The sequence below is a fragment of the Limnobacter sp. genome (assembly GCF_043511195.1).
In the GTDB taxonomy this organism is placed as follows: domain Bacteria; phylum Pseudomonadota; class Gammaproteobacteria; order Burkholderiales; family Burkholderiaceae_B; genus Limnobacter.
In genome coordinates this window covers 509798-536480 of record NZ_CP121330.1, presented here as the reverse complement: position 1 = coordinate 536480, position 26683 = coordinate 509798, and the positions used below count along the sequence as shown (strand labels likewise).

Here is a 26683-nt window from a genome sequence, read left to right as displayed (position 1 = left end):
TTAGTCAATTTCAACAGCCCGCTATTTTGCACCACATTTCGCATGGTGGGTGATCATTTCGTATTCTGACTGCTTATTGCCAAGCGATTTAACAACAAATTGAACTGAATGGGTTTTGCAAAGTGATAGTTAAATCCAGCAGCAACTGCCCGTTCAATGTCGCTGTCAAATGCATACCCGGTTAATGCGGCCGCCTCACAGTGTTGATTGGGGCCAGCGTTTTCCCGTATTTTCTCAATCACTTCATAACCCGACAGTTTGGGCATGTCAATGTCGAGCAAAATAAAGTCATAGGGTTCGGTCATGGCCTTATTCAAGGCTTCTTTGCCGTCTCGGGCCACATCCACAGAGTGAGCATCCTTTTGCAAAAAGGTCTGAATCAGTTTGATATTCAGTGGCGTGTCGTCTGCGACCAAAACCCGCAAAGGTCGGCTCGGCAGGATGCGCTCCTGACTTTGTTCGTTGAGCTGGTATTCCCGTTTCAGGGTTACTGAAAACATGACCTGAGTGCCAAGGCCCGGCTCCGACTCAAGTTGTATTTCTCCGCCCATGGCATTGACCAGGCTTTTCACAATCGACAAGCCCAGTCCTGTGCCGCCAAACCGGTTCTCGCGGTCGGTGTGTACCTGTGAAAACGGTTTAAACAACTGCGATTGCTTTTCTTTTGGAATGCCGAGTCCGGTGTCGCTGACTGCGAAAGTCAGCAAGTCTTCCGTGGCGTTAAGTGGCGTATTGATTACTTTTAGGCTAACTTTGCCGTGAGAAGTAAACTTGATGGCGTTAGATAGCAAATTTTGAAGTATTTGCCGCAAGCGACCCATGTCGCCTGAATAAATTTGATGATCCTCGAGCTTGTTCTCAAGCTCGAATTTGACACCTTTGGATTCGCAAGTCAGGCGAGGAAGCTCAGTGCTGCCCTTGAGTAACTGGTCCATCAAGAATGGTGACTCAATCAGTTTCACCATGCCTGACTCCAGTTTCGAGAAGTCCAGAATGTCATTCAAGATGGCAGACAAGGTTTCTGATGACTGAACGAGATAACCCGCTTGCTCTTTCAGGTCACCCGGTGGCAGGTCCATTTCAAGCAGACGAGCAAAACCCATGATGCCATTCAAAGGGGTGCGAATCTCATGACTCATCGTGGCCAAAAAGCGGCTCTTCTCCGCGTTGGCGTCTTTTTCAGCCTTGGCCGCAATGGCTGTTTCACGCAACCGGCCCTCCAGTTCAAGCTGCACAGTGCGGTCCAGGTGGGTACCCACAACTCGGGCCGGTCTGCCATCTTGATCCCGCACAATCAAGGCCCTGGCCAGTATATGAACCCAGTGGCCATTTTTGTGCGCCATGCAAAACTCGGCCTCGTAAGAGTTTTTTTTCGGATCATCCAAGGCGTCTGCCAGGGCTTTTTTGGCAACTTCCAGGTCGTCCGGTGCGGTCAGGCGCTCCCAAGTGCCAAAGTCGTTGCTTAGTTCATGGTCTTCGTAACCCAGCAAGCGCTTCCAGCTGGGTGAAAAATACACTTTGTCGGTGCCCACTTGCCAATCCCACAGGCCATCGTGAGAGCCCTCCATGGCCAGCTTGAAGCGTTCTTCACTTTCTGCGAGGCTGTCGCGCATCAGGCGTTCCTCGGTTACGTCTTTGCACATCAAAATGATGCCGCCGCGGTGCCCGTCGGGTCGAAGCCAGGGCTCAATGGCCCAATCCAGCCAAATGGTCTGGCCATCGGGGCTGGTCCAGGGGTCTGATGTGGCCGACAGGCTTTCACCCGCCAGGCCAGCCTTGTGCGCCTGGCGCCAGCGTTCATGCAGGTTGGGTACCACATCGTAGTGATTTTTACCCACCAGGCTTCCATTGTGCCCGGTTGCAAAAGTTTGTACCCAGCGCGCCGATGCCGCTACATAGTTCATCTCCGTGTCGAACATCGCAATTGGAACGGGCGCTTGTACAATCAGGGCCTCGACAACCCAATAACTTTCTTTGGCTGATTTCAGCGCATTTTCAAGCGACAGGCTTTTTGCAGTCAGCCCACGGGTCAGGTCCAGAATGTCTCTGGAAATGGGTTGCAACTCGGTGGGCAACTCATTCATGGAAGCCTCGAGTGCCTTCGGATCATTTTTGCGCACAAGATCCAGATAGGCGCTTGCTTTGGCAGACAAGCTGCGGCCCAAAGCCAACACCAGCAAGAGCGTGGCGACTGTCCCGATAATCAGGGCCAGAATTGCACCGATCAGCGCTTTCGAGATGGGCGAGGAAACCGTGTCCAAAGACGTGACTGTGGCTGAAATCCAGCCCAAATCGCTGGTTTCCGCGCTGTTGTTGGGCGCAAAGGCCACCAGGTAGTTTTCCCCGTCACTCAGCTTTTCAATCGACCAGTTGCTTTCTCCGGCCACTGCCTTTTGAAAACCTGCCATGGCAGTCCAGGCCGTGCTGTCTTGAAAGTCAGCCAAATCCAGCCGGTTACCCATTCTTAAGGTCCCGTCTTTGGCCAGAATGACAGTGGGCGCAGACGGGTTAATGGTGTTGAATACGTCCTGTTCAATTTCGGAAATGAAATATTTCCAGTCCAGATGAATCCCGATCACGCCAATAATTTCGTCTTGCCGGTTTCTCAGTGGCGTTGTGAAATCAATAAACTGGTATTTCTCTTCGGCCCGGGCAGGCAACAGGGCCGCCAACAATGCAGCCTCATGCACATCCATGATCGCGGGTTCGGTCAAACCGCGCTTGAACCACGGGCGTGCGGCCACGCTTTTGCCAACCAGCAGGTTGTCAAGCGCTGCCAATACCGTGCCATCTGGCGCAGCCACACCAATCCACAAGTATCCCGGCGTGTGGTCACGCATAATTTGCAGCAGCCTGGTTTGTTCCTCCGGCGAGTAGTTTCCGAAAGACTGCTCGATCCGGCTGGTGTAGACCAGGTCGCGCAAGTGTGCCTTTAGGTGGCGGTCAACAGACTGAGCGACTTGCTCGGTTTGCGCCGTGGCATTCACGCCAGCCTGATTGATGGTGTTGTTGCGCAAAATCCAGTGGGCCGTAAAGGCCACAGGAATTGACAGCAGGAACAGGGCGATCAAGCTACCTGCGATCAGGCGGCTGGTGAAGCTTGCCCGAATATTGGAATTAAGCATGAAGCTGAATGTATGTAAATTGTGGATGGGTCACTGTAACTCACCACACGACAAGGCTCAATCGTTAAACAGGATCAATTTATGTTGTAGATCAAGGGATTGAATCAACTCAATTTGATTTCTGCTTTGTACGAGCCTGTTAACAATTCAAAGGTAGTATGTCGCTCTAACTTGAACACTGAGCGGAATCTTTCGAATTGGACTCTTGGGATCTGTTGACCAGAGCAGTTGGTATTTTGGCCTTTGGTCTGAGCATTGCGGGTTTTTGCGTGATCTCTGAACGTGGCACCAAGCTGTTGTTCGCAATTTCTTCAATGGCCTGGGGATTTCAATATTATCTGTTGGGTGTTCACACTGGTTTTCTGATCATGTTGCTGACCGGGGTGCGGCAGGCTGTCACCATCTATTCAAATGTCATGAGTCGTCGCTTGCGCATGGCATTGGTTGTTGGCTTTTCCAGTGTGGCGGTGGGCATTGCCGCATTCACCTGGCAAGGCTGGCTGGCCAGCTCGTTGCCTCTTTTTGCTACCTTGTTGGGCACTTGGGCCTTGTTCATGATGGGCAATGTGGGCATGCGCAAAGCCACATTGGCCACCAATGCGTTGTGGGCAGTGCATGGCTATCTGTTTGATTCCTGGGAGTTGTGCCTGACCATGATCGTGATTACGGTGGCGAACCTGTATGGTCTGTACCGTTTGCGCGGGGCCACCGTGGTGCCGTGAAATGGGGAAAAGCGGGAAATTCAAGGATGCGGGGGGAAGCAAGTGTGCTGTGCTGTTTTGCCGGCTTTGCAAGGCTTCCCGGCGGATTCGCAGCGCGGGGCGGTTCCGACAGGAACCGATGCGAAGACGCCAAAGCGTTTCGCATGCCCCAAGCCAGAAGCATCAAGCCGGAATCAGAAGCATTGCTTAGGCAAGATTGCGCAGCACACTGGCTTCACCGTATGTCCAGAGTGCAACGCTTCTTAGCATTTCCCTGCTAAAATGCAGCCTGTTTTCAAACCCTTGCATCATATAGAGGCCCCGCGATGAACACGCGCCCCGCTTCTTCGCCTGCCGAGCACAACAGCCTTGTTGTCAACGGCGCCGCAGTCGAAGCCCAACTCCGTGAATTACTCCAAAAACGCATCCTGATTCTGGACGGTGCAACCGGCACCATGATCCAGCAGTACAAGCTCACGGAAGCCCAGTACCGGGGCGAGCGTTTCGCTGATTTTCACCGCGACATCAAGGGCAACAACGAGTTGTTGGTGCTGACCCAGCCCGCCATCATGACCGAAATTCATGAGCAATACCTGGCTGCCGGTGCCGACATTCTGGAAACCAATACCTTTGGAGCCACCACTGTGGCGCAGGCCGACTACGAGATGGAACACCTCGTGGACGAAATGAACCGCGAAGCCGCCCGCCTGTGCAAAGCAGCCTGTGTGAAATATTCCACACCGGATAAACCCCGTTTTGCAGCGGGTGCCCTGGGCCCCACACCCAAAACCGCGTCGATCAGCCCCGATGTCAACGACCCCGGCGCGCGCAACATCACATTCGACCAACTTGTTGAAACCTACTACCAGCAAACCAAGGGCCTGGTCGAGGGCGGTGTTGACTTGTTGTTGGTCGAAACCATATTCGACACGCTGAACGCCAAAGCTGCGCTGTTCGCGATCGACCAGTATTTCGAAGATTCCGGCAACAAGTTGCCCATCATGATTTCCGGCACGGTGACCGATGCCTCTGGCCGCGTGTTGTCAGGTCAAACCGTGGAAGCCTTCTGGAACTCGGTTCGCCACGCCAAGCCCATCACCATTGGTTTGAACTGTGCACAGGGTGCATCCCTCATGCGCCCCTACGTGGCCGAACTCAGCAAAATTTGCGACGTTCCCATTTGCGTGTACCCCAACGCCGGTTTGCCCAACCCCATGAGCGACACCGGCTTTGACGAAACACCGGAAATTACCTCGAGCCTGGTGAAAGAATTTGCGCAAGCTGGCTTCCTGAACGTGGCCGGTGGTTGCTGCGGTACCACGCCCGATCACATTGCCGCCATTGCCAAAGCTTTGGAGAACCAGAAGCCGCGTGCCATTCCCACCGTGGAACCCAAGTGCCGCTTGTCCGGCCTTGAGCCACTGAACATTGACGATTCCAGCCTGTTCATCAACGTGGGCGAGCGCACCAACGTAACGGGTTCCAAAGCGTTTGCCCGCATGATTTTGAACGAGCAGTACGACGAAGCGCTCAGCGTGGCCCGTCAGCAAGTTGAAAACGGCGCACAAATTGTCGACGTGAACATGGACGAAGCCATGCTCGACTCCAAAGCCGCCATGGTGAAGTTCCTGAACCTGATGGCGTCTGAACCTGATATTTCACGCGTGCCGGTGATGATCGATTCTTCCAAATGGGAAGTGATTGAGGCTGGCCTGAAGTGCGTGCAAGGCAAGGCGGTGGTCAACTCCATTTCCATGAAGGAAGGCGTCGACGAATTCAAACGCCAGGCCAAATTGTGCAAGCGCTACGGCGCAGCCGTTATCGTCATGGCCTTTGACGAAAAAGGTCAGGCCGACACCTACGCCCGCAAAACTGAAATTTGTGAACGTGCCTACAACATCCTCGTGAACGAAGTCGGCTTCCCTGCTGAAGACATTATTTTCGACCCGAATATTTTCGCGATTGCCACCGGCATCGAGGAACACGACAACTACGGCAACGACTTCATCGAGGCCACCGGCTGGATCAAGAAAAATCTGCCGCACGCCAAAATTTCCGGTGGTGTGTCCAACGTGTCCTTCAGTTTCCGTGGCAACGAACCCGCACGCGAAGCCATTCACACCGTGTTCCTGTACCACGCCATCAAGAATGGCATGACCATGGGCATTGTGAATGCCGGCATGATGGGCGTGTACGACGACCTGGAGCCCGAACTCAAAGCCCGCGTGGAAGACATTGTGCTGAATCGTCAACCCAAGCTGGCCGAGAACGACCCCGATTTCGGTAAAACCGCCACCGAGCGAATGATCGAATTCGCAGGCACCTTGAAAGCCGGTGGCAAAAAGCTGGAAGAAAACCTGGAGTGGCGCAACCAGCCAGTGCAGAAACGCCTGGCCCACGCCTTGGTGCACGGCATCACCAACTTCATTGTTGAAGACACTGAAGAATGCCGGGCTGAAATTGCAGCCAATGGCGGGCGTCCAATCAATGTGATTGAAGGCCCCCTGATGGACGGCATGAACGTGGTCGGCGATCTGTTCGGTGCCGGCAAAATGTTCCTGCCGCAAGTGGTAAAAAGTGCCCGCGTCATGAAGCAGGCGGTGGCCCACCTGATTCCCTACATTGAAGAAGAGAAAAAGCAATTGGTGGCTGCCGGTGGCGATGCCAAAGCCAAAGGCAAAATCCTGATTGCCACCGTGAAAGGCGATGTGCACGACATTGGCAAAAACATTGTCACCGTGGTGCTTCAGTGCAACAACTTTGAAGTTGAAAACATGGGCGTGATGGTGCCCGCTGAGCAAATTCTCGCCAAGGCCAAAGAAATCAATGCCGACATCATTGGCTTGTCGGGTCTTATTACGCCGTCGCTTGAAGAAATGGCTTACGTGGCAAGTGAAATGCAACGCGACCCCTACTTCCGCGACCGTGGTATTCCCTTGTTGATCGGTGGCGCCACCACCAGCCGCGTGCACACCGCCGTGAAAATTGCCCCGCATTATGAAGGCCCCACAGTGTATGTGTCGGATGCGAGCCGTTCTGTGGGCGTGGCCTCCAATTTGTTGTCCGATGAGTCGGCCGACACATTCAAGTCTGATTTAAAAACTGAATACGAACGCGTTCGTGAACAGCACGCCAACAAAAAGGCACAACCGCTGATCAGCATTGAAGCTGCACGCGCCAACAAACAAAAAATTGACTGGGCTGCCTACACACCACCCAAGCCCAAGTTCATTGGCAAGCGTTACTTCAAGAACTACGACCTGGCCGACATTGCGCAGTACATCGACTGGACCCCTTTCTTCCAAACCTGGGATTTGCACGGCGGTTACCCCCGCGTATTGCAAGACGACCTGGTGGGTGAAGCCGCCCGCAAAGTGTTTGAAGACGGCCAGGCCATGCTGAAAAAATGCATCGAAGGCCGCTGGTTGCAAGCCAATGCGGCAATCGCCTTCTACCCCGCCAACACCGTGGATGATGATCACATTGAAGTGTATGCCGATGAAAGCCGCAGCCAAGTGCTGTTTACCTACAGCCCTTTGCGCCAGCAAGGCGAAAAGCGCGAAGGCATACCCAACAAATCACTGGCCGACTTCATTGCACCGAAAGGCGCAGGCGAAGACTACATCGGCATGTTCGCGGTAACAGCCGGTTTGGGTGTGGAAAAAAAGGAAGCGCAATTCCAGGCCGAGCATGATGACTACTCCTCCATCATGTTCAAGGCCATTGCCGACCGCTTGGCCGAAGCCTTTGCCGAATGCCTGCACCACCGTGTGCGCAAAGACCTTTGGGGGTATGTCGCCGATGAAACACTCAGCAACGAAGAGCTGATTGCCGAGAAGTACCAAGGCATTCGCCCCGCACCGGGTTACCCCGCCTGCCCGGAACACACCATCAAGCGCAATATGTTTGAAGTAATGCAGTGTGAAGAAATCGGCATGACCTTGACGGAAAGTCTGGCCATGAACCCGGCTGCAAGTGTTTCAGGCTTCTACTTCGCCAATCCCGAAAGTGATTACTTCAATGTGGGTACGGTTGGGCAAGATCAATTCAGAGCCCTGCTGGAGTACTCGGGTCGAAGTGAAGAAGATTTGAAAAGGGCATTGAGCACCAACCTGACCTGACATGTCGAGCATCCACAGCGTCGCCCCACCCGGCGCTGTGTAGTCGAAATCGATTCATCGCAATTTTTGTCCAGAAAAGACGAACTTTGTTGAGTTTGAACGCCACCTAGTAAGCACTAGAAAACCGAATTCAAGGTTTGTTGGCTGAGGACTCGCGATGATCGAAGTGTTAAACAGGTTTGCAAGGCTGGCTTCTGCACGGTCCGAGGTGGTTGGTGCATCTCTCATCATCCTCATGATCGTCATGATGGTGATACCCATGGGCCCGGGCATTCTCGATGTACTCCTGGCCATCAATATTTCTGTGTCGGTCGTGCTTGTAATCAGTGCCGTACTCATTGAAACCCCGCTGGCATTTTCTTCATTTCCTGCGCTTCTTTTGATGACAACCTTGTTTCGGTTGTCTCTCACCATTTCCACTACACGACAAATTCTACTAGAGGGTGATGCCGGACATATTGTCCAAACCTTCGGCGAGTTCGTCGTGGGCGGCAATGTGGCCGTTGGTTTAACGATTTTCCTCATTATTTCTGTTGTTAATTTTCTGGTGCTTCCCAAAGGTTCCGAGCGTGTTGCTGAAGTGGCTGCGCGTTTCTCACTCGACGGCATGCCCGGAAAGCAAATGTCCATCGACAGCGATCTGCGTGCCGGGTTAATTACTCAAACAGTTGCGAAACAACGCCGTTCCGACCTTGAAAAAGAGTCGCAGTTATTTGGTGCAATGGACGGTGCGATCAAGTTTGTAAAAAATGATGCAATTGCCGGGCTCGTTATCACGGTGGTTAACCTGCTGGGTGGCTTAACGGTGGGCATGATTCAGAAGGGAATGACCTTTTCTGAAGCGGGGTCGGTGTACACCATTTTGTCAGTAGGCGACGGACTGGTCGCCATCATTCCATCGTTGATGGTTTCCATCGCGGCCGGTTTGATTGTGACGCGTGTTACCAAAGGCGAGGCTGACGGATCCAACACTGCGCAAGACATGTTGAAAGACCTCAGCCGAAATTCAAACGCACTTCAAATCAGCGGCATTTTCTGTTTTCTGTTCGCATTCGTTCCTGGCATGCCCAGTTATGTGTTCCTCGCCACTTCGGCAACGCTGCTGTGCGGTTGGTACTTCATTTCGAGAAAAACTGACAAAGCCGCAGACGTCGATGTGTCCACGCAGTTCAGCGACATGCTGTCTGCCAGCGGTAAAAGCGTCAAGATGGACGACATCTTGCACACCAACACGTTCGCACCGCTTGAAGTGCGGCTGCCTCTAGACATCGAGCCCACTGCAGCCAATCAAATTCAGAATATTTGCAGAATTGCGAGAAACCGGCGAGTAGAACATTTGGGCATTCTGTTTCCGTTGTTCGAGTTCACCAATCACACCGAGAGTTTTGTCGAGTTCTATGTGTACGGCGTACCGGCCATGTCCATTCATATCTCCGAAAAGCGGCTCAGCATTCGCAGCGATCAGTCACTGGTGCAGGCCGTGCCCGGTATTGAATTCGTGATTGAGAAAGATGTTGTTACCGGTAAATACGACATGCTGTGCGACCCCCTTCAGAAAACACTTCTCGATCAGCACAAGCTGGAATACCTGACATTCGAAACAAGATTGGTATCGCAAATTGAAGCGTTGTTGGTCCAGAAGGTCGACCAGCTATTCACCTTGAATGAATATCAAAGACATATGACCACTCTGGGTGACAAGTACACAGAACAACTCAAGGAACTTGAGCGCGTGTTACCCGTTACCAAAGTGGTGGAGGTGTTGCAACGCTTGCTTGGCGAATCAGTTTCAATCAAAAACATGCGTTCAATTTTGAATTCATTAATTGAATGGGGGCAACGCGAGCGAGACCCCATGGTTATCGCCGAGCAGGTACGCCGTGGCTTGTTCGAGCAAATATGCCATCAACATACCCACGAGCGAAAACTTAAAGTCTTCATGTTGGGCGTGGAATTTGAGCAGTTGATACGAGAGTCGAGTCGAAGTGACGGCAATGGATCATTTGTTGACATTGATTCCAGCTCCCTCAATGAACTAATCGAAATTGTCGAGGAGCAGTGCAGGCCGCATCTGGTTGGAAACTATGTGCCCGCCATTGTGTGTTCAATGGATTGTCGGGTGTTTTTCCGCCAAATTATTCAAGACTCATTGTTCATCATTCCGGTTCTTTCTCATCAAGAAATTTCTTCAAACATGGAAATTCAAGTGTTAGGCAACATCAATCTAAATCTTCAAGCGAGAAATAATCCATTTGCTGACGGAGTCACATCATGATCCACATTCAGGTTAAGGCCAAGTCAGGATTGCATGCCGGTGCGGTCTGGCGACTGGACAACTCGCTGGTCAGCCTGGGCGCAAACTCTCAGTCAGATGTATTCCTGTGCGATCCTGAAATTCCGGATACCTTGATCACACTCAGAAAAAGCGGGCGTCGGTTCAACATCGAGACCCTGCATTCAGAGGCCAGGTTAACCGCACCTGATCAAAAAAAGGTAGACAACACGCTTTTCCCCTCGCAACTGCTCACGCTTGATTTCAAGCACATACAAATCGAGTTGCAGATCGTCAACGGCACCAGTGGGCTGATGTCGTCATTGAATGACGGGTTCGCCAGAACTCTCCATCAATTGGTGCAACTCTTACGGGGCATAGGAGCCAGGGCAATCGTCGCCTTACTATTCATTATCGGCTTGTTGTTGACCACAGTCGTTTTGTTCTTCGGCACGGCGGGTGTTGTCAAGTCAGAGGCCAGCGTTATCAAGAAACCAAACTTGAACAACACCTACAAATTGAAACCGCTTTCTACCCTTGAGAGTCGCATGGCAGAGAACGTGGCAAACGAGATCAATGATTTTGCAATCAGAGCCTCCACGAACCAGCTCTCGGTAAAGGTGGATGATGACCGTGTGGATATCGACGCGGAGTTGTCGAGGGCGCAGTCCATCGGGTTTGAAAAACTCTTGAATCGCCTGGTCATCGATTACGGTGAGAAAGTGGATATCCGTGCCCGCCTGGCGTTGACTGAAGAGCAACGCCGTATCGATGAAATCGCCATTGAGCAGGTTGTTCTTGGTAGTCGCCCTGTCGTTATCCTGCGAGACGGGGCAAGGCTGTACGTCGGCGGGCGGTATCAAGGTGTTAATTTGCTCAGCGTCGATTCCCGAAAAGTAGTTTTTCAGGGCGAAACCGTTTATGAGGTTGTCCTCTGATGCGCAGCGCCACGGCTCTGTTGGCACCTGCAATCGTCAATCAGCTTCAAGCCAGGATTGGGCAGATCAACCCCGTGAAACGTGTTGGTTATGTCAGTGAAATTATTGTTTCTACAGTCAAGGCGATTTTGCCCGATGTGGTGCAAGGTGAGTTGTGTGAAATTGAAACGTCTGGCGGGCATAAAATCCTTGGCGAGGTTATCGCGTTCTCTGAAAATATTGTCACCATCTCGTGTCTTGAATCTGTCGCCGGAGTCGCTTTGGGTTCCCGAGTGTTGCCCTTGGGCCGAGCGCACAGCATTAAGGCGTCAGATCACTTGCTTTCATCGCTCCTCGATGGAATGGGCCGCAATCTGGATCACCCGTATGACCGTCGATCCGGCGTCTTGTCGGTCGATTCCGATGCACGACCCGTCATTCAGGTGGCACCTCCAGCCAGTAAAAGACCACCCGTTAGCGAGCCGCTCGTCACGAAAGTGCGGGTCATTGATGGACTGCTTACCCTTGGTATTGGCCAAAGGGTGGGTATTTTTGCACCCCCTGGTTGTGGCAAAAGCACCTTGATGGCCCAAATTGTTCGCGGTGCGAATGTGGATGCTGTGGTGTTTGGTCTTGTGGGCGAACGCGGTCGTGAGTTGAGGGAGTTCATCGAAAAAGAAATCACGGATGAAATTCGCAAAAAAAGTTTTTTTGTGTGCGCTACTTCTGACCGATCGGCAATCGAGCGTGTTCGTGCTGCGTTTACCGCCACATCCATTGCCGAATATCTAAGGGACCAGGGAAAGTCTGTTTTGTTGGTTGTGGATTCGTTAACGCGTCTTGCCCGCGCGCAGCGTGAACTGGGGTTGATGGCCGGGGAGCCTGCCACACAGGCGGGATTCACGCCTTCTGTGTATTCAATTTTGCCTGAATTGATCGAACGTTCAGGTCGAACGGAACAAGGGGATATTACGGCCGTTTTCACAGTACTCATGGAAGGCGAGCGGATTGAAGATGATCCAATTGCCAGCGAGGCCAAAAGCCTTCTCGATGGGCACATTGTACTCAGCACCAAACTGGTCGAACGAAGTCATTTCCCCGCAATTGATCCCTTAAAAAGTCTGTCTCGTGTCATGGGTTCAGTCAGCAGCGCCAAAACCCAGGAACTGGCGTCACTGGTCAGGCGCGCCTATTCGCTTTATCAGGAAGTTGAGCTGTTGATTCGGCTTAATGAATACCAGCCAGGTACCGATCCATTGGTTGATGAAGTAGTGAACATCAAGGCCAGCCTCGATGAATGGTGCAAACAGTCCCGGTCTGAACCCGAGTCACCTACTGTGGCATTGTCGCGTCTCGGTACGCTGATTGTCGGGTTTGAGCGACTGGTTCAAGAGGCGAAAGCGTGAACACCTTCACCAAAGACCTCCAGCAAATCATGGCGATCCGGAAGCTACGGGTGGATTCATCGCGCCGTAAACAGAAACTCAAAGCGCTTGAGCAAGATCAGGCCGCGCGAACCATTGAAAGTACCCAGGCGCATTTTGAGCAAATGGAGCAAAGGCTCATTCAAATAGAAGTAGAAACCCTGCAACGTTTGACCAATGGCAACTTTGTCAAAGTGGATCAGCTGCTCAGCTTCACAAAGCTTCAGCAACAGGGCATCAAAAAAATAAAAAACATCCAGCAGTCCATCGATCAATCTCATCAACAGTACGAGTCAGCACAGCTTGCGTACCAGGAAAGTTGCTTGAAAGTGAATCAGGCCGAGAAAAAATTATTGGGAATAGAAGAAGTACTTCTACAGAAATTATGGAAATAGCTGAACACATCAATGAGCAAGAAGTGGCGCAGGTTTGGGCACTGGATCGACTTCGAACAGTGCGTTACGACGCGACCAGTTTCACAATTTTTGCCCGATCAAGATCAATGTCTCAGCGCATTTATTACTTTGATACCGACAGGCATTCTGATCTGGTGATTCGGCGCACAACTGGATTACCCCACAAAAGTACGATCAGCGACCTGATTTGGGTCAGTGCCAATTTCCCTGAGGGAAACGAGATTCAGATTGGTCTGGATTCAGCTTATATTTTTGAGCAAACTGGCAGTTTGATTACACCCCAAACCGTGGATTGGGGTGGTGAGGGCATCGTTCCGCTAATTGATATCGTCAGTGCCGTCCTGAACGAACTCGAGTCAATTCTCGGGCTTCATGTCGAGGACTTTTTGCCGGCACATCAAATGCCCACCTCAAACCCCAGCGACTACCTGGCCGTGGATTACAAGCGCCAAAACAAACTCATTCTTTTGTCAGACAAGCAAACATTGAAGCTGCTTGAAGCAAAGGCACGGAACTATTGCCTGCGCTACTGGAATGACTACGAGTCCATGGGAAAGAAAGTATTTTTCGAGTTGAGTGTTTATTTGTATCCAACAAAAAGAAAGTGGTTGAGTACCGAACTCGCAGAACTTGAACAGGGTGATTTGGTTGCACTGCAAAATTTTAGGGTCAATGCATCGTCTCGATCAATACGCGGTTCACTGCGATTTAAAGGCGATAAATTTTCAAAAAGAAACTATGAGGTATTCATCGAAATGAACGAAGACGACACACGACTCCACTTTGGTAGCGACGATCTTTCTGACACATCAGGTCTTGATGAAGAGAATCTTCCACCACACGAGCAAATCGAACTAGAGATTCATGCGGGTAAAACCAAGATTCTTTTTAATGAGTTGTGCAGCGTCCAAGAAGGCACCTTGATTGAATTAAGAGAGCATGCCTTGCCAATGGTGACCTTGTGTGTAATGGGTTCGCCAATACTTGAGGGCGAGCTGGTGCACTTTCAGGACCAATTGATGGTTCAAGTCACAAAAAGACTCGACTAAGAGAATCTCAACATGGATCAAAGCATCAATCCAATTGGTCTGATTGTCACGATAGCCTCGCTATCCGTATTGCCATTGGTGGCGGTAACGGCCACTTCATTCCTGAAAATATCGGCGGTGTTGCTCATATTGTGCAATGCAATTGGTGTGCAGCAAGTGCCGTCAAACATGGTGCTGTACGGAATTTCCATGGTGATGACCCTGTTGGTGATGGGCTCTATATTGACTGAGGCTGGCCAACGTTTCGCACCAGACGGCAAAATGCCGGTCAGCGGAACCGAAGTGCTCGAGTCGATTAATGCCAGTGTGCCGCCCTTTAAAAAGTTCATGTTGGCCAATGTCAATCCGGGTTACCTCAACAGCTTTCATGAAACGGCACAAAAATTCCAGAAAAAATACGATGCACCTGAAGTCGAGAAAACAGATCTGTTTGTTGTGCTTCCGGCTTTTGTTGCCTCCGAACTTGCTGAGGCTTTCAGAATCGGATTGTATCTTTACCTGCCTTTCGTGATCATTGATCTGGCCGTTTCAAGCGCCCTGATGGCCTTGGGCATGATGATGGTGTCACCCATGTCACTCACCGTTCCCGCAAAAATTGTTTTGTTCGTCGCAGTCGAGGGATGGGCAAAGGTACTCCAGGGTCTGGTCAATTCTTACTTGGTGTAAATCATGCTGATTTATTACGTCAATCAGGCATTGTGGATTTCATTGCTTGTTGCCGCCCCTGTGGTGGTTGTCACAATGGTTTTGGGGTTATTGCTTGGTTTCCTGCAGGCTATTGTTCAGTTGCAGGATCAAGCCTTGCCTTTTGGTATCAAGTTAATGGGGGTTGTACTTATCCTGTTTGCCTTGGGTTCCTGGCAATCTCAAATGTTGGTTCAGTTTACGCAAACCATGTTTGATTTAATCTCGGTTCCGCATCGTTCTAAATGGTAGAGCCACTGACCGACACCGGCGAGCAACTGCGGCAGTTTCTTGCGGTGCTCTCGTATTATTTACCCAGAACTGTCAGTTTTATGGTGTTTTTCCCTTTGCTCTCGAAAGGTCTTTCCAGCAGTCTGATCAAGATGTCGGTCGGCTCTGTTTTGGTTCTCTACCCGGCATTTGCGTCAACCACCCTGTATTTTTCGTCAATGAACCCACCGACTTTCACCTTGATTACCTTTCTCAGTGAGGTGGTTTTGGGTGCACTACTGGGGCTGACCATTGCATTTCCCTACTACGCGTTCAAAGCATTCGGCGCTTTAGTCGATGTTTACAGAGGCGCAACGTTCGCCGCACAGGCGACAGGTAGTGATAGCGGGGAAGAGCTACCCATTGAGCAATTGTTTGGTCTGCTTTTTGCAGCACTGATTTTTGCCGGGCCGGGTTTGCATGCAGTCTCGGTGCATTTACTCAACAGTTATTTGATTATGCCACCAGGTACCTTGACCCTACTTAGTCTGGACAGTTGGCTGACCACCATGCTGCGCATGGCCGCCGACCACATCACCTTTGCAGTCTTGTTGAGTGGGCCGGTATTAATCGCAATCTTGGCTGTAGAACTCGTGGTCGAAATCATATCGGCGTTTACCCAGCAACTTCAAGTTTACAGCCTTGAGTTCGGACTCCGAAGCGTGTTTGGCATTGCCGCACTCATCACACTCATGTTCTTTGCGGAGCAGGAAATACTGACAATGTTCTGGCAATACAGTGAAAGCTTGAATTTGCTTCTCGGAGATGTTCAGTGAGCGGCGAAAAAACTGAAAAACCCACCCAGAAAAAATTAGACGATGCCAGGAAGAAGGGGCAGGTCAGTGTCAGCAAAGACGCCCAGATACTGTTTAAACTCCTGATGTTTTACATGTTTTTCTTTTGGCTTTCGCAAGACTATGCGGCACGTTTCTCTGAATTACTTGACTTGATCGTGACTGCCGGGTTCAAGCAGCCGTGGACTTTCTCAGAAAGCATCTTTTCAATGTTCTTTGATGTTTTCGTGGCAATCACTGTGCCCTTGGTCGCTGTTTGTGCGATAGCCGCCACCCTGATTACCTGGGCTCAAATCGGATTTCTCGTTTCGCCAGAAGCGTTAACGCCTTCATTCAAGAAGTTCGATGCCGTATCCAATATCAAGAACATGTTCTCGAAAAAATCTTTGGTGCAGTTGCTGTTGTCCATCGTCAAAGTACTGATTTTGTCTGTGGTTGGGTATCTTGTATTCAAAGACAATATGGGAGACATGATCTACAGCTATCGCGCTGGGTTGACTCAGTTTTTTGACGTGCTGGTTCATGTGTTGAAGGCAATCATTTTTGTGTCGCTGATCATTTTTATGGTCATCGCTGCGATCGACTGGTCTGTGGAGTACATGCATCACATCAAAAATCTACGGATGAGCCACCAAGATATTGCTGATGAACGAAAGCAGTCCATGGGAAATCCACAACTAAAGCAGCGAATGAAAAGAGAGCACCGTAGCATTCTCAATTCATCACTTACCCGGGTTGCTGGCGCAAAGGCGGTCGTGGCCAATCCCACGCATATTTCTGTGGCTTTGGATTATGAACCGGGCAAACACGACTTGCCTTACATTCTCGCCATGGGAACAGACGACGAAGCATTAAGAATTCGTGAGTTTGCCAAGAAAAACGGAATTCCGATTATCGTGAATGTGAAGTTGGCCAGAATGCTATATCAGGACTGCGAAGAAGATGAATACATTCAGAAAGAACACCTGGAGCTTGCAGCCCAGGTATTCCGGGCTGTCATGGAAATGGCGTCTGATCAGGATAAGGGAGTCAGTCATTGATTTTTTTACCAACCCCTTGCGCTTAGACTTAGTTGGTGGATTTTGGAATGTAATGCTCCATCAGCTTGATTAGGGCATCCAGGTCACCCCCGCTGTTCTTACCATCACCAATAAAAAGCAATTCGTTTAGCCATTCATTACCGCCGGAATCCAATTCTCGGAGCAAGACTTCAGCTGTCTCTTTCATCGCGGGCGTGCTGCTCGAGGAATTCCTGATTGCTTCCAGATCATCCCTGGAGAGTTTATTGTCTTGATCTCCATTCTTGGCAGACTCAAACTCTCCCCAGTTGCTTTTCAAGAACTTCAAAGCATTCAAAACTTGTTCTGTACGGGTTGTGTTCAGAGGCGGGTACCCGTCTTGGCCGGCAGCTTCGTTTGTGGTCAACAGATTTGTTTTAATGTCATTCAAACCTGCCCGAAACTGATCGAAATCACCTCGACTGAATTTGCTGTCTGTTTTGTTTACATTTCCACGAAATAGAGAGTCAATATTCCCTGAATTCCTTGCGTTCAGAATAATTTGAGCTGCCTTGCCCTGGTCACTGTCCGCCCCATATCGTCGGATTATTCCTTCGAGGTCTTCGACCGATACAACGTTGTCCAAGCCACCTTTGCCAGCCCCTTGATCAAATGTTGCCCAGTTTGCATCCATGATATTCAATGCCCAGATCAGGTCATTCAGTTCTTTTATTCTTGGGTTGGTATTTGGGTCTTTGTTGTTAGTGGCTTCTGCGGCTGCCACCGCAGCATTTTTGTCTGCAAGATAAATGCCGCCATTTGTTGTCATGGCAATTGTGTTCTCTGCGGGGTTGTAAGAAACAAGTCCCATTGAAATTGCAGTGTTGAGCTGGTTGGTGGTGAAGTTGGTGTTGTCTGCCGGCAGGCCGAATAAAAAATTCAGCATTTTGCGCGTTTCTTCGTCTGGCGCCAGTCCCGGTGGCAATGTTTCCTCCGGCACTTCCGCCATGCCTTCAAGAATCGCCTTGGCATCTTTTTCTACTTGCTCCGAACCGTAATTCGGTGCGTATCCGGTGGCAGTGAAATAGCCAGGCACTTCACTGGCGGTGTTCATCAGGGTTTGTGTCATGGTTAACAGCCCCATGCTGGGTATCAACGCCAAAGTATTGTTGGCAAATGCCTCCACCACCGTGGTGCCATTCTCGTTGGGCGTCCAGGTGCCAGGCGCCTGGCTGGCGTCTCCCTGAAGCAGCCCCATCATTTTCAGTGTGTTCAAGTGCCCCTGATTGAATTCCGTGTTGGGTCCAAACATGTTCTCGAGCAGAGTCAGGGTGTTCGGATCAAGATCGCTGTCTTGTATCGGACCAAGCTGATCAGACTCTGCAGAGTAATTGGCGTTGTAAATGTATTGCGCCGCACCCATCAGGCCGCCCAGTTGTGCGCTCATGGCTGAGCCGGTGGCCTCGGTATTAAATCCGGAGTTTAGGTAAGTTGCACTGCCGCTTGGAAAGAAAGGAATTTCATCGCCGAAGAAGGCAGTGTCGTTGTAGTTCTGAACGAGACCTTGCCCTTCTGTTGTTAGCGTGAAGGTGTGGGTGATTCCATCTTCGCCAAGATTTCTTTTGTAGTTAAAGTAATCGTAGTCCAAGGTTAGGGTGATGTCGCGAACCTTCAGTTCTTCGACGGGCTTGTTATTTTTTAAAGCCAGAAAGTTCAGGATTTCTTGCAGTTCTTCTTCGGAGGAAGCGGAAATGATGATGTCTTTGATGCGGTAAGTGAACTGACCATCGGGCTGCTCATTGATGCCTGGAGCATCCGCTGCTGCGACGTCTTCACCACGGTAACCTGGGCTGATGGTCGTCATGTTTTTTCATTCCTCCAATTTAGAAATTAATTGCTGTTTAGCCAAGTCGACATGTCGTTCTTTTCAAAGATTTGATCGTCGCCGCAAATTTCGAGGAGCATTGAATGATTCTCACTGGATAGTGCAGCTTTTGCAGCTTCAATAAAGGCCGCCCGATTTTCAGGTGGTATACCCATCTGGTCCCAAAGAGGGTCTGTTTCGCTCAGTTCTGACAGAAGCCGCATGCCTTGTGTGCCGAATCGATCGTTGTCTTTGACTGCGGCGCTGTTCTTGTAACGCCATTCAAGGTAATCCATCATGTCAACCGCTTTCGGATCGGACAATGTGGTGATAATTGCCTTGAATGCATCGCGCTTGGCAACTTCTTCGGCCTCTGCGGCTGCCGCTTCTGCTGCTGCCACCGCAGCATTTTTGTCTGCAAGATAAATACCGCCATTTGTTGTCATGGCAATTGTGTTCTCGGCGGGGTTGTAAGAAACAAGTCCCATTGAAATTGCAGTGTTGAGCTGGTTGGTGGTGAAGTTGGTATTGTCTGCCGGCAGGCCAAATAAAAAATTCAGCATTTTGCGCGTTTCTTCGTCTGGCGCCAGTCCCGGTGGCAATGTTTCATCCGGCACTTCCGCCATGCCTTCAAGAATCGCCTTGGCATCTTTTTCTACTTGCCCCGAACCGTAATTCGGTGCGTACCCGGTGGCAGTGAAATAGCCAGGCACTTCACTGGCGGTGTTCATCAGTGTTTGTGTCATGGTTAACAGCCCCATGCTGGGTATCAACGCCAAAGTATTGTTGGCAAACGCCTCCACCACCGTGGTGCCATTCTCGTTGGGCGTCCAGGTGCCAGGCGCCTGGCTGGCGTCTCCCTGAAGCAGCCCCATCATTTTCAGTGTGTTCAAGTGCCCCTGATTGAATTCCGTGTTGGGTCCAAACATGTTCTCGAGCAGAGTCAGGGTGTTCGGATCAAGATCGCTGTCTTGTATCGGACCAAGCTGATCAGACTCTGCAGAGTAATTGGCGTTGTAAATGTATTGCGCCGCACCCATCAGGCCGCCCAGTTGTGCGCTCATGGCTGAGCCGGTGGCCTCGGTATTAAATCCGGAGTTTAGGTAAGTTGCACTGCCGCTTGGAAAGAAAGGAATTTCATCGCCGAAGAAGGCAGTGTCGTTGTAGTTCTGAACGAGACCTTGCCCTTCTGTTGTTAGCGTGAAGGTGTGGGTGATTCCATCTTCGCCAAGATTTCTTTTGTAGTTAAAGTAATCGTAGTCCAAGGTTAGGGTGATGTCGCGAACCTTCAGTTCTTCGACGGGCTTGTTATTTTTTAAAGCCAGAAAGTTCAGGATTTCTTGCAGTTCTTCTTCGGAGGAAGCGGAAATGATGATGTCTTTGATGCGGTAAGTGAACTGACCATCGGGCTGCTCATTGATGCCTGGAGCATCCGCTGCTGCCACGTCTTCACCATGGTAACCTGGGCTAATGGTTGTCATATTTTTTCATTCCCGAAGTAAGATTCTCAATTTTAAAAATAATTTTTACGTGCCACGCGTTTGTTCTTTTTCTGTTTCCGTGGTGGTTTGGTACAAACTGACAAGTTGCTGATACAACGCATTTGCTTCTTGTGCCTTGATGTCGTCTTTTGCACCTTCATATTGATAGTTGGCGTTGCCATACTCGCCACTTGCATTGATTGGTGCCGTGATCAGGCTGGCGCCGATTGGGCCTACCCATTGATTGCCATGGCCAGTTTTGCTGTTTTTGGCAATGGTGGCGTTGGCCGCGCCCAAGCCAGCTGTAATCACTGCAGACAACATCGCGCATGCGAACTGTACGGTGGCACCTTTCAAGCGCTCTTCTGCGGCGCTTATTCCCAGCTCCACCTGCGTTTCAAGTACTTGAGACATCAGTTGTTTGATATCCACTTGCATGGCGTAACTAAGCATCAAAAATTCAAGAAATGCGTCGCCAAAGGGATTTGTGTGAATCCCGATCCTTTCGGAACCGCCGAAAAGAATGTCCGCCTCGTCGTCGGTAAGACCCCAAAGTTTTTTGGCCTCATCACGCGTAATGGTGTCTTTGCCACTGGCCAAACCAAGATACGTTTGCACTTCTTCCGGCGACAGGTTGGCGAGCATTCGGTTGGCTTGCTCTTCAGTCAAGCCGAATTTGTCCATCATGTACGCCAGAAATTTTTCTTTTTCAGTCTGGGTTAGTTCGTTGGGCTTATCGACATTGCCTGTGCTTAGGGAGTCGGTTCTTGTTGCGACGTCTACCATTGTTTGTTCTCCTGAATAGGTGTGTTTCAAACACCAAATAGTTGCGCAATCAACATTTGAAAACGTTGCAGCAAATCTTGGTAATTGGAATTTTCCTGGCTCAACATTTCAATAATCTGGCTCCAGCCATCAATAATTGCCTGGGCTACTTCTGCTTCTTTCAGTAGTTTTGCACCCTCGTACTGCAGCTGACCCATTTCTGCCTGAAGGCCAGCTTGTGCCATCAGGATTGCGGACTGCGCATACTCAAGAAAGCGGGTTAGCGCTATTGTTTGCGCCTCGGTGAGTGAACCAGTCAACATTTTGGCGATGTAGGCTGGAAGCGACGATGCAAACTCCCTGGCTGCTTGTACGCCCGCTGAAACGCTTGACGACATGGCCGACAGGCCACCTGCCATCAAGGCTGTGCAAACTACAACAATCGCGATCATCAACAAAGTGCCGACCACAATGGCGCCGATCGGTCCCAAAGCGTCGCTTAACGCTTCGAACATTGCACCCATCCCTTTTTCAATGAAAGACTCAGAGCCAGCTGCTTCGCTGATCAAGGGCTCGAGAAACATGACCAAGGTCACAACAAGAATCGCAATGGTCATTGGCGTTGGAATCAAGATGGCTGTGATCATTGCCAATGCCACACCCAATGCACCGAGTGCTTTGAAAAACTTGGCCAATCCACTCATCGCTTTGGCTTTGCGCAACTGCTCGAGATAGTCTTCAATTTGTTGCTTGACCTTTTCAACCTTGGCGCGTTCCGCGCCCTCGAGGCCGACCAGGTAACTGCCGATGACATCTCGGGTTTGCTCAAGCGCCGCGATCATGTATTCGGCCAAGGTTTCTGTCAGTGGCCTACTTGCGCCGTTGTCAATCAGGCTTGCATAGCCTGTGTCTCTTACTTGATCAAGCATCTGGCGTACCTCAGAATGCGGATTGATAGGCTTGTGATGCAACCTCGGCGAGTTTGCTCATAATTGCAGAAAACTCACTCATGACCGCCTCAACCAGTTTGCTGATGGATTCAATTTCTTGGTCCAGCTGGTCTACAAGTGCTTGATCGCCATTTTTGAAAGCTTCGTCTCGCAGGCGGGTATTTTCAGCGATGTCAGTTCCTTTCAGATCCAAAAACAAATTAATGCTGACACCGAATCCGTCATTCCCTTCTACTAGGCTATTCAATGCGCCTTCAATCTGACTCATTTTGGTAGAAATGTAACGTTGCGCATTTGTGTCGCCCCGGTCGACAGCAAAGCTGTATTGAAGCTTCAGTTCATCAAGATAGGTTTGTAATTCTTGCTCGCTGTATCCTTCCGGACCGGGAATTTCACTCACATCCCAATTTGTTTCAAGGTTGTACTGCCAAAGATCTTCGCTGCGCATCACCTTTTGCTCAGCTTGAACTTTCGGGTCTGACGCGCTGAGTCCCGTGGACAACAAATAATTCATCTTGGCTTTTGCGACCGATTCGCGGAACTGGGACAAGGCCAATTGTTGGTTTTCTGCGCTGGGGTCTGCTGCAATTGATGATTCGTATGCAGCTTTCGCGGTAATCAGTTCTGTTTTCAAGGCGCCCAGGCCCACCGCGTCAAGGTCTACGCCACTGGCTTCCAGTGTGTCCAGTTTTGCCAGCAGTTCATTGACCTGGTTTACAGTTTTGATGTTGTTCTCTGCACTCCACGAACTCGTCGAGGTTGAAATTGCCGACATTACTTCAGCCACGGCATCGGCCTGCGGTTGCAGTTCAGCAATTGCGGTGTCCAAGGCATCTGTGCCTTGCGTGTGCTCCGCAAGCACTTTTAACAGTGCCAGCTCACTTTTCAGTTCGCTGTCCAATTGATTCAATGGGGCTGTGCCGGTGGATGAGTCCCAGCTGTTACGAATTTGTTTCAGATCGGTAATCAGGGCATTGAGATCACTTCCCCGAGCCCATGGTTGATTTGATTGGCTTTGTAAAAAGTTGATTAGTTGCGTCAACTCTGATTTGGACATGTCGGCCAGGTTTACGCCCGGGTTCTGATTAAGCCATGCTTGAACAGCCTCCTCGGCTGTATCGACTTCACCAGCAATCGTTGTTGGTTGCCACTGTACTGATTGGTTTGGATCTACGCCTGCCATGATAAATACCTCAATGTGTGTTGTTGTGTGTTTATCGAACCGAGAAACTGGACAGTCGTTTTGTGCCCGAGTCTACTTTTTGGTCATATTGATCGCGCAGGCGTTGCAACTGCTCTCCAATAATTGCGGAACGGTAGTCTGAAGGAATGACCAGTTCTTTAGCCTCAAGGCACCATGAGTAAAGTTTCTTTGCTTGTTCTTCATTGACCTTCTCGCCATTCATGACTTTGTTGAACACTTCAAGAACATCGTTCGGAATCGGTTTTCCGGAAGCACTCATCTGCGCGCGGGCTTCATTCAAATAGCGTTTCATGTCTTCGTTGGCTTCTACCGCACCTTCTTCATGTGTCTGAAGGAGAGATATCAAGGCATCGCCGTTCGTCTCGAGTGGGCCGTACCATGCTGCCAGCTCGGTGAGGCGTTCTATGTCATAGGTGTACCCCCCCAATTGCAGACCTGTAGCCAGTAGTAGCACTGTTTGAGTGTCTCCCCTTGCTGCCGCTTCAAACATTTGATCGACTTTGCTTTCATCGATCTCGTAGGGTTCGGTCAATGGTTCGGGGTTCGTAATTGGGGTGGTAGCAGTCATGATTCTCCCTTTGGATTTATTAGTTAAGTGCCCGGGAAACAACGTCGCGGTAGAAGTCGCCAGACTTGCCCGCAGCATCGAAAATTGCCTGGGCTGAAGCGAGGTCAATTTTCAATTTTGCCGCGGCTTCCACAATGTCACCAGGCTCTACATCGGGGTCATCCAGTACATCTTGAAATTGCTGAAGCGCGTTGTCCTGGAAATCCTGACCTGTGGTTGTCATTACGCCGATTGGACCTTCGATTGCTGCCATTTTGATTCTCCTGATTAATATGTAAATACCATGCACACCAAATACGACTGATCTGTTTGATCAGTCGTCATCGTTACCACCGACAGGGTCGGTGGCCTCGCTGAGAAAGTCGTCCAGAATGAAGCCCACTGTGATTTCCTCCAGAGCATCTAAAAGCTCTGGTGAGTAGGCCCCTGCGGGCACCGACGCTGTTCCTTCAACCGCCATAATTGACTCCTTATTTGTTGACGATACTTTTTAATGGCTCGGTAAGGTCTTTGACCAAACCAGCAGCCAATTGCCACAATGAACCCATCATTTGAATCTCGTAGTTCAACATCACAGAGTCGACTGGAGAATCACCAAAATCTGAACGGGCAAGCATGTTGTTGACGTTCTTGCCGTGTCGATCTGCAAAGTTGAATACGCGATCGCCTGCTTGAATAACTTCCACAATACCTCCTACTGTTGTTTAACCAATTGCTCAAAACTTTCCGAAACTTTGCTGCCAATTTTCCCTGTCAGCTGAATTGACACAGACTTCATGGAGCTTTCGTGAATTGATTCAATCAGACTGAGTACGTTGTCATTGGCGTCAAAATCTTTGAGTTTTTGACCCATGTTCATGTCACTCTGATTCAGCTTTGTTTGGGCATTTTCAACAAAACTTTTCACTGTGTTGTTGATGGGCCCGGCATCGTTGATCATTGCTTTGAAGTCAGCAATATCGTGTAGCGGTGGTTGAGGTGTTTGTGCGCCCGGTGGCGAAGCAAGCATTGCCATGTTGTTAATTGCTGCGACCAATTTTGACCTCCAGAGCGACGCCAAGCTGCTTAGACAATTTGGCCTCTAAAATTTTAATCAGTACTTTCTGTTCGTTAAGCCCCATTGCTGGTGGCAGTTCGATATTGAGAAGCAGGTTTCCCTGGTTGTAGCTTCCTTTCACTTCCAGTGCACCAAGTGCAGAGTTATCAATTTGGAAGGAAAATGAGTTTTGTGTTTCTGACAAACCCTTTTCTTTTACTTCTCCTTTTTTAAGTGGAGAAAAAAGTTCTTTTGTTCCGTTTGTTTGAAAATTTCCCGTGTTTTTAGGTGTTTTCTCTGAGTTCGAGTGTGTGTGACTTTCAGGCGATACCGGAAACAGCATTTCCAGAAAATCATCTTTGAGTGAATCTTGTTGTGGCCTTGGCATAGAAGGGTTTGACAATGCGAGCGGCTTTGAGGCCTTGCTGATATTGACAGTGCAACCGCTTGCTTTTTTGTCGATGCGTTCTTGCACGCTGGCTGATAAACACAGCGGATCATATTTGTTGTCAGACTTCATTGTTTACCTTTGGCTCAAACGGTCAATTTCCCAAGTGATCTTGTCGAAAGTGAGTTGCATTTCCCGAAGGGTTTCCAGATGCCAGTTTTTTGTGGTGCGAAGAATGAATCCCAGTTCGGGTTCGAGTTGGCAATTAATATGAATTCCGGGGAGGGGGTTTTTCATTTCTGCCAGGGCCTTGGACGCCTCTGTGATGCGAGTCGATGGTGGAGTTTCGGAAACCCAGACCATAAAGTATTCTTGATGTTGAGCTGAGAAATGAGTTGTCCTGTTCTCGCTTTTCACCATGACCCAGTCGCTATTGGAAACTGACAGTTCGACTGGTTCGATCTCATGACTGTGCATGCGAAGCTCCTACGGATAGAACTCCTGCAGCCTTCAGATTTTTGTCAATTCCGTCGGTTACTTGTTTTCTGTGAGATCCATTTTTGTAAAGATCTTCAAGCAAGTCACTTTTAAGTACCAAGCGGTTGTAGTTCGTGATGAATATGTTTTTACCGGGTCGGTTGTTCGCACTTACGGCCGAGGCAATTCTTACCAGCGAATTCAGCCCTGTAACAACTTCCGCCGATGCAACAGTTTGCAAGCAACTTTCCAGCAAGTTACTCAGCGATGGCAGACCACTCAATTTCGCCGCGGTGCAGCAGTTGAGAAATTTTTTATGGATTCCCTGAGCCTTGATTAACAGATTGATTTGATTGATTCGGCTAAGGATCATGTAGTGCCGAGGTGCGGTAATTTTCTTGGGGTTTTGTGTTTACTCTCTCGACAGGATATTGATGAATCCATCGCGCATTTTATTCATGTCAGCGCTGAAATCTTCTTTTGTTACATTGTTCCTGATTGCCTTGAACAGCGACAATATGTCTGATGCATCAACGTGAGGTTGTATTTCAATTGTTTGGTACGCCTTGATGAATTCACGAAGGGTCGCTTGTGAAAGTCGACTTTGTTTGCCCACTTCAAACGCAGAAATGGAGCCCGAGATGAAGTCACCGTGTTCTGAGTTAAGTGATTTTTTATAAGTGTTTAAATCTTTGATTTCTGTTTTGCTCAAGCCTGGCTCTTCAAGCAACAGGCTGACAAGCAAGAACTTGCGCAATGCCTTTTCTTCCGGCCGCAAGTTTCCCGCCAGGTCGACCAAACTTTTACTTTTTGTCTTGACTGCTGTGTTTAGCGAAATCAGGTCTTTACTCAGAAATGTCATGTCCGAAGTGAACATAACCCGATACGCCTCTTTGTATTTTTCAGACGCGCGCTTTGCGTGCGCGTCTTCCCGGCTGCGGGCGGCTACTGCAATGGCCTGTTCTTCAGCCGTAACTTGTGGCTTGCCTTCCAGCCGGTTTTTTTGAGTTACCTCAACAGGCGGCTCGCCTGAACTGTTGCGTTGTGCATGTGCGCGAATAAAGTTATTGAGTTTTTTCTGCTCAACTGCACTTAGTTGCTTTTTTGCCAAGGCGCCACTTTGAAGCGCTTCAGCTGTTGTGACCTCTTGGACAATTGGTGGAATCGTAATTGCCATGC

At 49.9% G+C, this 26683-nt stretch carries 26 protein-coding genes; 11 read left to right on the top strand and 15 right to left on the bottom strand.

Features of this window, described 5'->3' with window-relative positions; all coding sequences use genetic code 11:
* Positions 1–53 precede the first annotated feature (53 nt).
* Positions 54–3125 carry an ATP-binding protein gene (locus P0D43_RS02595; protein ID WP_394673151.1) on the bottom strand — a complete coding sequence of 1024 codons (3072 nt, stop codon included), beginning with the start codon at positions 3123–3125 and terminating at the stop codon, positions 54–56.
* 215 nt (positions 3126–3340) lie between these two features.
* Between P0D43_RS02595 and P0D43_RS02590 the strand changes: the two genes are divergently transcribed.
* The 11 genes from P0D43_RS02590 to P0D43_RS02540 all read left to right on the top strand — a co-directional run bounded on the left by P0D43_RS02590 (position 3341) and on the right by P0D43_RS02540 (position 16813).
* On the top strand, positions 3341–3847 hold the full coding sequence (locus P0D43_RS02590) for a YgjV family protein (protein ID WP_159569212.1): 507 nt from the start codon (positions 3341–3343) through the stop codon (positions 3845–3847).
* 305 nt (positions 3848–4152) lie between these two features.
* Positions 4153–7947 (top strand): methionine synthase, encoded by a 3795-nt coding sequence (metH, locus tag P0D43_RS02585; protein ID WP_394673150.1) that lies wholly within the window; start codon positions 4153–4155, stop codon positions 7945–7947.
* A gap of 157 nt (positions 7948–8104) precedes the next feature.
* The gene (locus P0D43_RS02580; protein ID WP_394673149.1) at positions 8105–10222 is read left to right on the top strand and encodes an FHIPEP family type III secretion protein; all 2118 of its coding nucleotides are present in this window, start codon (positions 8105–8107) and stop codon (positions 10220–10222) included.
* Complete coding sequence (locus tag P0D43_RS02575) at positions 10219–11157, top strand: hypothetical protein (RefSeq protein WP_394673148.1); 939 nt, start codon at positions 10219–10221, stop codon at positions 11155–11157. Before P0D43_RS02580 ends, P0D43_RS02575 begins: the two co-directional genes overlap by 4 nt.
* A complete protein-coding gene (locus P0D43_RS02570) occupies positions 11157–12542 on the top strand; it encodes a FliI/YscN family ATPase (protein ID WP_341237346.1) in 1386 nt (461 codons plus the stop codon). The genes P0D43_RS02575 and P0D43_RS02570 overlap by 1 nt, the downstream gene beginning before the upstream one ends.
* Positions 12539–12955 carry a hypothetical protein gene (locus tag P0D43_RS02565; RefSeq protein ID WP_159569207.1) on the top strand — a complete coding sequence of 139 codons (417 nt, stop codon included), beginning with the start codon at positions 12539–12541 and terminating at the stop codon, positions 12953–12955. The genes P0D43_RS02570 and P0D43_RS02565 overlap by 4 nt, the downstream gene beginning before the upstream one ends.
* Positions 12946–14025 carry a FliM/FliN family flagellar motor switch protein gene (locus tag P0D43_RS02560; protein ID WP_394673147.1) on the top strand — a complete coding sequence of 360 codons (1080 nt, stop codon included), beginning with the start codon at positions 12946–12948 and terminating at the stop codon, positions 14023–14025. Before P0D43_RS02565 ends, P0D43_RS02560 begins: the two co-directional genes overlap by 10 nt.
* A gap of 12 nt (positions 14026–14037) precedes the next feature.
* Complete coding sequence (gene sctR / locus P0D43_RS02555) at positions 14038–14691, top strand: type III secretion system export apparatus subunit SctR (protein WP_394673146.1); 654 nt, start codon at positions 14038–14040, stop codon at positions 14689–14691.
* Between the two features lie 3 nt (positions 14692–14694).
* Positions 14695–14961 carry a type III secretion system export apparatus subunit SctS gene (sctS, locus tag P0D43_RS02550; protein ID WP_394673145.1) on the top strand — a complete coding sequence of 89 codons (267 nt, stop codon included), beginning with the start codon at positions 14695–14697 and terminating at the stop codon, positions 14959–14961.
* Positions 14955–15755, top strand: a complete 801-nt coding sequence (locus tag P0D43_RS02545) for a flagellar biosynthetic protein FliR (RefSeq protein ID WP_159569205.1) — start codon at positions 14955–14957, stop codon at positions 15753–15755. The genes sctS and P0D43_RS02545 overlap by 7 nt, the downstream gene beginning before the upstream one ends.
* Entirely contained in the window at positions 15752–16813 is a 1062-nt protein-coding gene (locus P0D43_RS02540; RefSeq protein WP_394673144.1) for a flagellar biosynthesis protein FlhB, read from the top strand. Before P0D43_RS02545 ends, P0D43_RS02540 begins: the two co-directional genes overlap by 4 nt.
* 28 nt (positions 16814–16841) lie before the next feature.
* On the opposite strand, the gene P0D43_RS02535 is transcribed toward P0D43_RS02540, so the two are convergent.
* The 14 genes from P0D43_RS02535 to P0D43_RS02470 are packed head-to-tail and all read right to left on the bottom strand — an operon-like array spanning position 16842 to position 26681.
* A complete protein-coding gene (locus P0D43_RS02535) occupies positions 16842–18635 on the bottom strand; it encodes a hypothetical protein (protein ID WP_394673143.1) in 1794 nt (597 codons plus the stop codon).
* Between the two features lie 26 nt (positions 18636–18661).
* Positions 18662–20116: a hypothetical protein gene (locus P0D43_RS02530; protein ID WP_159569202.1), complete on the bottom strand. Its 1455-nt coding sequence runs from the start codon at positions 20114–20116 to the stop codon at positions 18662–18664.
* Between the two features lie 45 nt (positions 20117–20161).
* Positions 20162–20902 carry a hypothetical protein gene (locus P0D43_RS02525; RefSeq protein ID WP_341237350.1) on the bottom strand — a complete coding sequence of 247 codons (741 nt, stop codon included), beginning with the start codon at positions 20900–20902 and terminating at the stop codon, positions 20162–20164.
* Positions 20903–20928: 26 nt separating this feature from the next.
* Positions 20929–21810, bottom strand: a complete 882-nt coding sequence (locus P0D43_RS02520) for a hypothetical protein (RefSeq protein ID WP_341237351.1) — start codon at positions 21808–21810, stop codon at positions 20929–20931.
* Between the two features lie 10 nt (positions 21811–21820).
* On the bottom strand, positions 21821–23014 hold the full coding sequence (locus P0D43_RS02515; RefSeq protein WP_394673142.1) for a hypothetical protein: 1194 nt from the start codon (positions 23012–23014) through the stop codon (positions 21821–21823).
* Positions 23015–23045: 31 nt separating this feature from the next.
* Positions 23046–23603 carry a hypothetical protein gene (locus P0D43_RS02510; protein WP_159569198.1) on the bottom strand — a complete coding sequence of 186 codons (558 nt, stop codon included), beginning with the start codon at positions 23601–23603 and terminating at the stop codon, positions 23046–23048.
* 19 nt (positions 23604–23622) lie between these two features.
* Positions 23623–23856 (bottom strand): hypothetical protein, encoded by a 234-nt coding sequence (locus tag P0D43_RS02505; RefSeq protein ID WP_159569197.1) that lies wholly within the window; start codon positions 23854–23856, stop codon positions 23623–23625.
* A 60-nt stretch (positions 23857–23916) separates the two neighbouring features.
* Positions 23917–24063: a hypothetical protein gene (locus P0D43_RS02500; RefSeq protein ID WP_159569196.1), complete on the bottom strand. Its 147-nt coding sequence runs from the start codon at positions 24061–24063 to the stop codon at positions 23917–23919.
* Between the two features lie 10 nt (positions 24064–24073).
* Entirely contained in the window at positions 24074–24289 is a 216-nt protein-coding gene (locus P0D43_RS02495) for a hypothetical protein (RefSeq protein ID WP_008248331.1), read from the bottom strand.
* A gap of 8 nt (positions 24290–24297) precedes the next feature.
* Positions 24298–24618 carry a hypothetical protein gene (locus P0D43_RS02490; protein ID WP_159569195.1) on the bottom strand — a complete coding sequence of 107 codons (321 nt, stop codon included), beginning with the start codon at positions 24616–24618 and terminating at the stop codon, positions 24298–24300.
* Positions 24619–24622: 4 nt separating this feature from the next.
* Positions 24623–25159, bottom strand: a complete 537-nt coding sequence (locus P0D43_RS02485; protein WP_159569194.1) for a hypothetical protein — start codon at positions 25157–25159, stop codon at positions 24623–24625.
* 3 nt (positions 25160–25162) lie between these two features.
* Positions 25163–25504, bottom strand: coding sequence for a hypothetical protein (locus P0D43_RS02480; RefSeq protein WP_159569193.1), 342 nt, complete (start codon positions 25502–25504; stop codon positions 25163–25165).
* Positions 25491–25877 (bottom strand): hypothetical protein, encoded by a 387-nt coding sequence (locus P0D43_RS02475; protein ID WP_394673141.1) that lies wholly within the window; start codon positions 25875–25877, stop codon positions 25491–25493. The genes P0D43_RS02480 and P0D43_RS02475 overlap by 14 nt, the downstream gene beginning before the upstream one ends.
* A 39-nt stretch (positions 25878–25916) precedes the next feature.
* Positions 25917–26681 carry a hypothetical protein gene (locus tag P0D43_RS02470; protein ID WP_394673140.1) on the bottom strand — a complete coding sequence of 255 codons (765 nt, stop codon included), beginning with the start codon at positions 26679–26681 and terminating at the stop codon, positions 25917–25919.
* Positions 26682–26683 lie beyond the last annotated feature (2 nt).

Bases quoted from the DNA above. Each gene is read 5' to 3' on its own strand.
- P0D43_RS02510 (WP_159569198.1), bottom strand. From the start codon at position 23,603: ATGACTGCTACCACCCCAATTACGAACCCCGAACCATTGACCGAACCC.
- P0D43_RS02525 (WP_341237350.1), bottom strand. From the start codon at position 20,902: ATGGTAGACGTCGCAACAAGAACCGACTCCCTAAGCACAGGCAATGTC.
- P0D43_RS02490 (WP_159569195.1), bottom strand. From the start codon at position 24,618: ATGGCAATGCTTGCTTCGCCACCGGGCGCACAAACACCTCAACCACCG.
- P0D43_RS02545 (WP_159569205.1), top strand. From the start codon at position 14,955: ATGGTAGAGCCACTGACCGACACCGGCGAGCAACTGCGGCAGTTTCTT.
- P0D43_RS02480 (WP_159569193.1), bottom strand. From the start codon at position 25,504: ATGCACAGTCATGAGATCGAACCAGTCGAACTGTCAGTTTCCAATAGC.
- P0D43_RS02535 (WP_394673143.1), bottom strand. From the start codon at position 18,635: ATGACGACCATCAGCCCAGGTTACCGTGGTGAAGACGTCGCAGCAGCG.
- P0D43_RS02500 (WP_159569196.1), bottom strand. From the start codon at position 24,063: ATGGCGGTTGAAGGAACAGCGTCGGTGCCCGCAGGGGCCTACTCACCA.
- P0D43_RS02580 (WP_394673149.1), top strand. From the start codon at position 8,105: ATGATCGAAGTGTTAAACAGGTTTGCAAGGCTGGCTTCTGCACGGTCC.
- P0D43_RS02530 (WP_159569202.1), bottom strand. From the start codon at position 20,116: ATGACAACCATTAGCCCAGGTTACCATGGTGAAGACGTGGCAGCAGCG.
- P0D43_RS02520 (WP_341237351.1), bottom strand. From the start codon at position 21,810: ATGCTTGATCAAGTAAGAGACACAGGCTATGCAAGCCTGATTGACAAC.
- P0D43_RS02595 (WP_394673151.1), bottom strand. From the start codon at position 3,125: ATGCTTAATTCCAATATTCGGGCAAGCTTCACCAGCCGCCTGATCGCA.
- P0D43_RS02485 (WP_159569194.1), bottom strand. From the start codon at position 25,159: ATGAAGTCTGACAACAAATATGATCCGCTGTGTTTATCAGCCAGCGTG.
- sctR (WP_394673146.1), top strand. From the start codon at position 14,038: ATGGATCAAAGCATCAATCCAATTGGTCTGATTGTCACGATAGCCTCG.
- P0D43_RS02470 (WP_394673140.1), bottom strand. From the start codon at position 26,681: ATGGCAATTACGATTCCACCAATTGTCCAAGAGGTCACAACAGCTGAA.
- P0D43_RS02560 (WP_394673147.1), top strand. From the start codon at position 12,946: ATGGAAATAGCTGAACACATCAATGAGCAAGAAGTGGCGCAGGTTTGG.
- P0D43_RS02475 (WP_394673141.1), bottom strand. From the start codon at position 25,877: ATGATCCTTAGCCGAATCAATCAAATCAATCTGTTAATCAAGGCTCAG.
- P0D43_RS02505 (WP_159569197.1), bottom strand. From the start codon at position 23,856: ATGGCAGCAATCGAAGGTCCAATCGGCGTAATGACAACCACAGGTCAG.
- sctS (WP_394673145.1), top strand. From the start codon at position 14,695: ATGCTGATTTATTACGTCAATCAGGCATTGTGGATTTCATTGCTTGTT.
- P0D43_RS02570 (WP_341237346.1), top strand. From the start codon at position 11,157: ATGCGCAGCGCCACGGCTCTGTTGGCACCTGCAATCGTCAATCAGCTT.
- metH (WP_394673150.1), top strand. From the start codon at position 4,153: ATGAACACGCGCCCCGCTTCTTCGCCTGCCGAGCACAACAGCCTTGTT.
- P0D43_RS02575 (WP_394673148.1), top strand. From the start codon at position 10,219: ATGATCCACATTCAGGTTAAGGCCAAGTCAGGATTGCATGCCGGTGCG.
- P0D43_RS02515 (WP_394673142.1), bottom strand. From the start codon at position 23,014: ATGGCAGGCGTAGATCCAAACCAATCAGTACAGTGGCAACCAACAACG.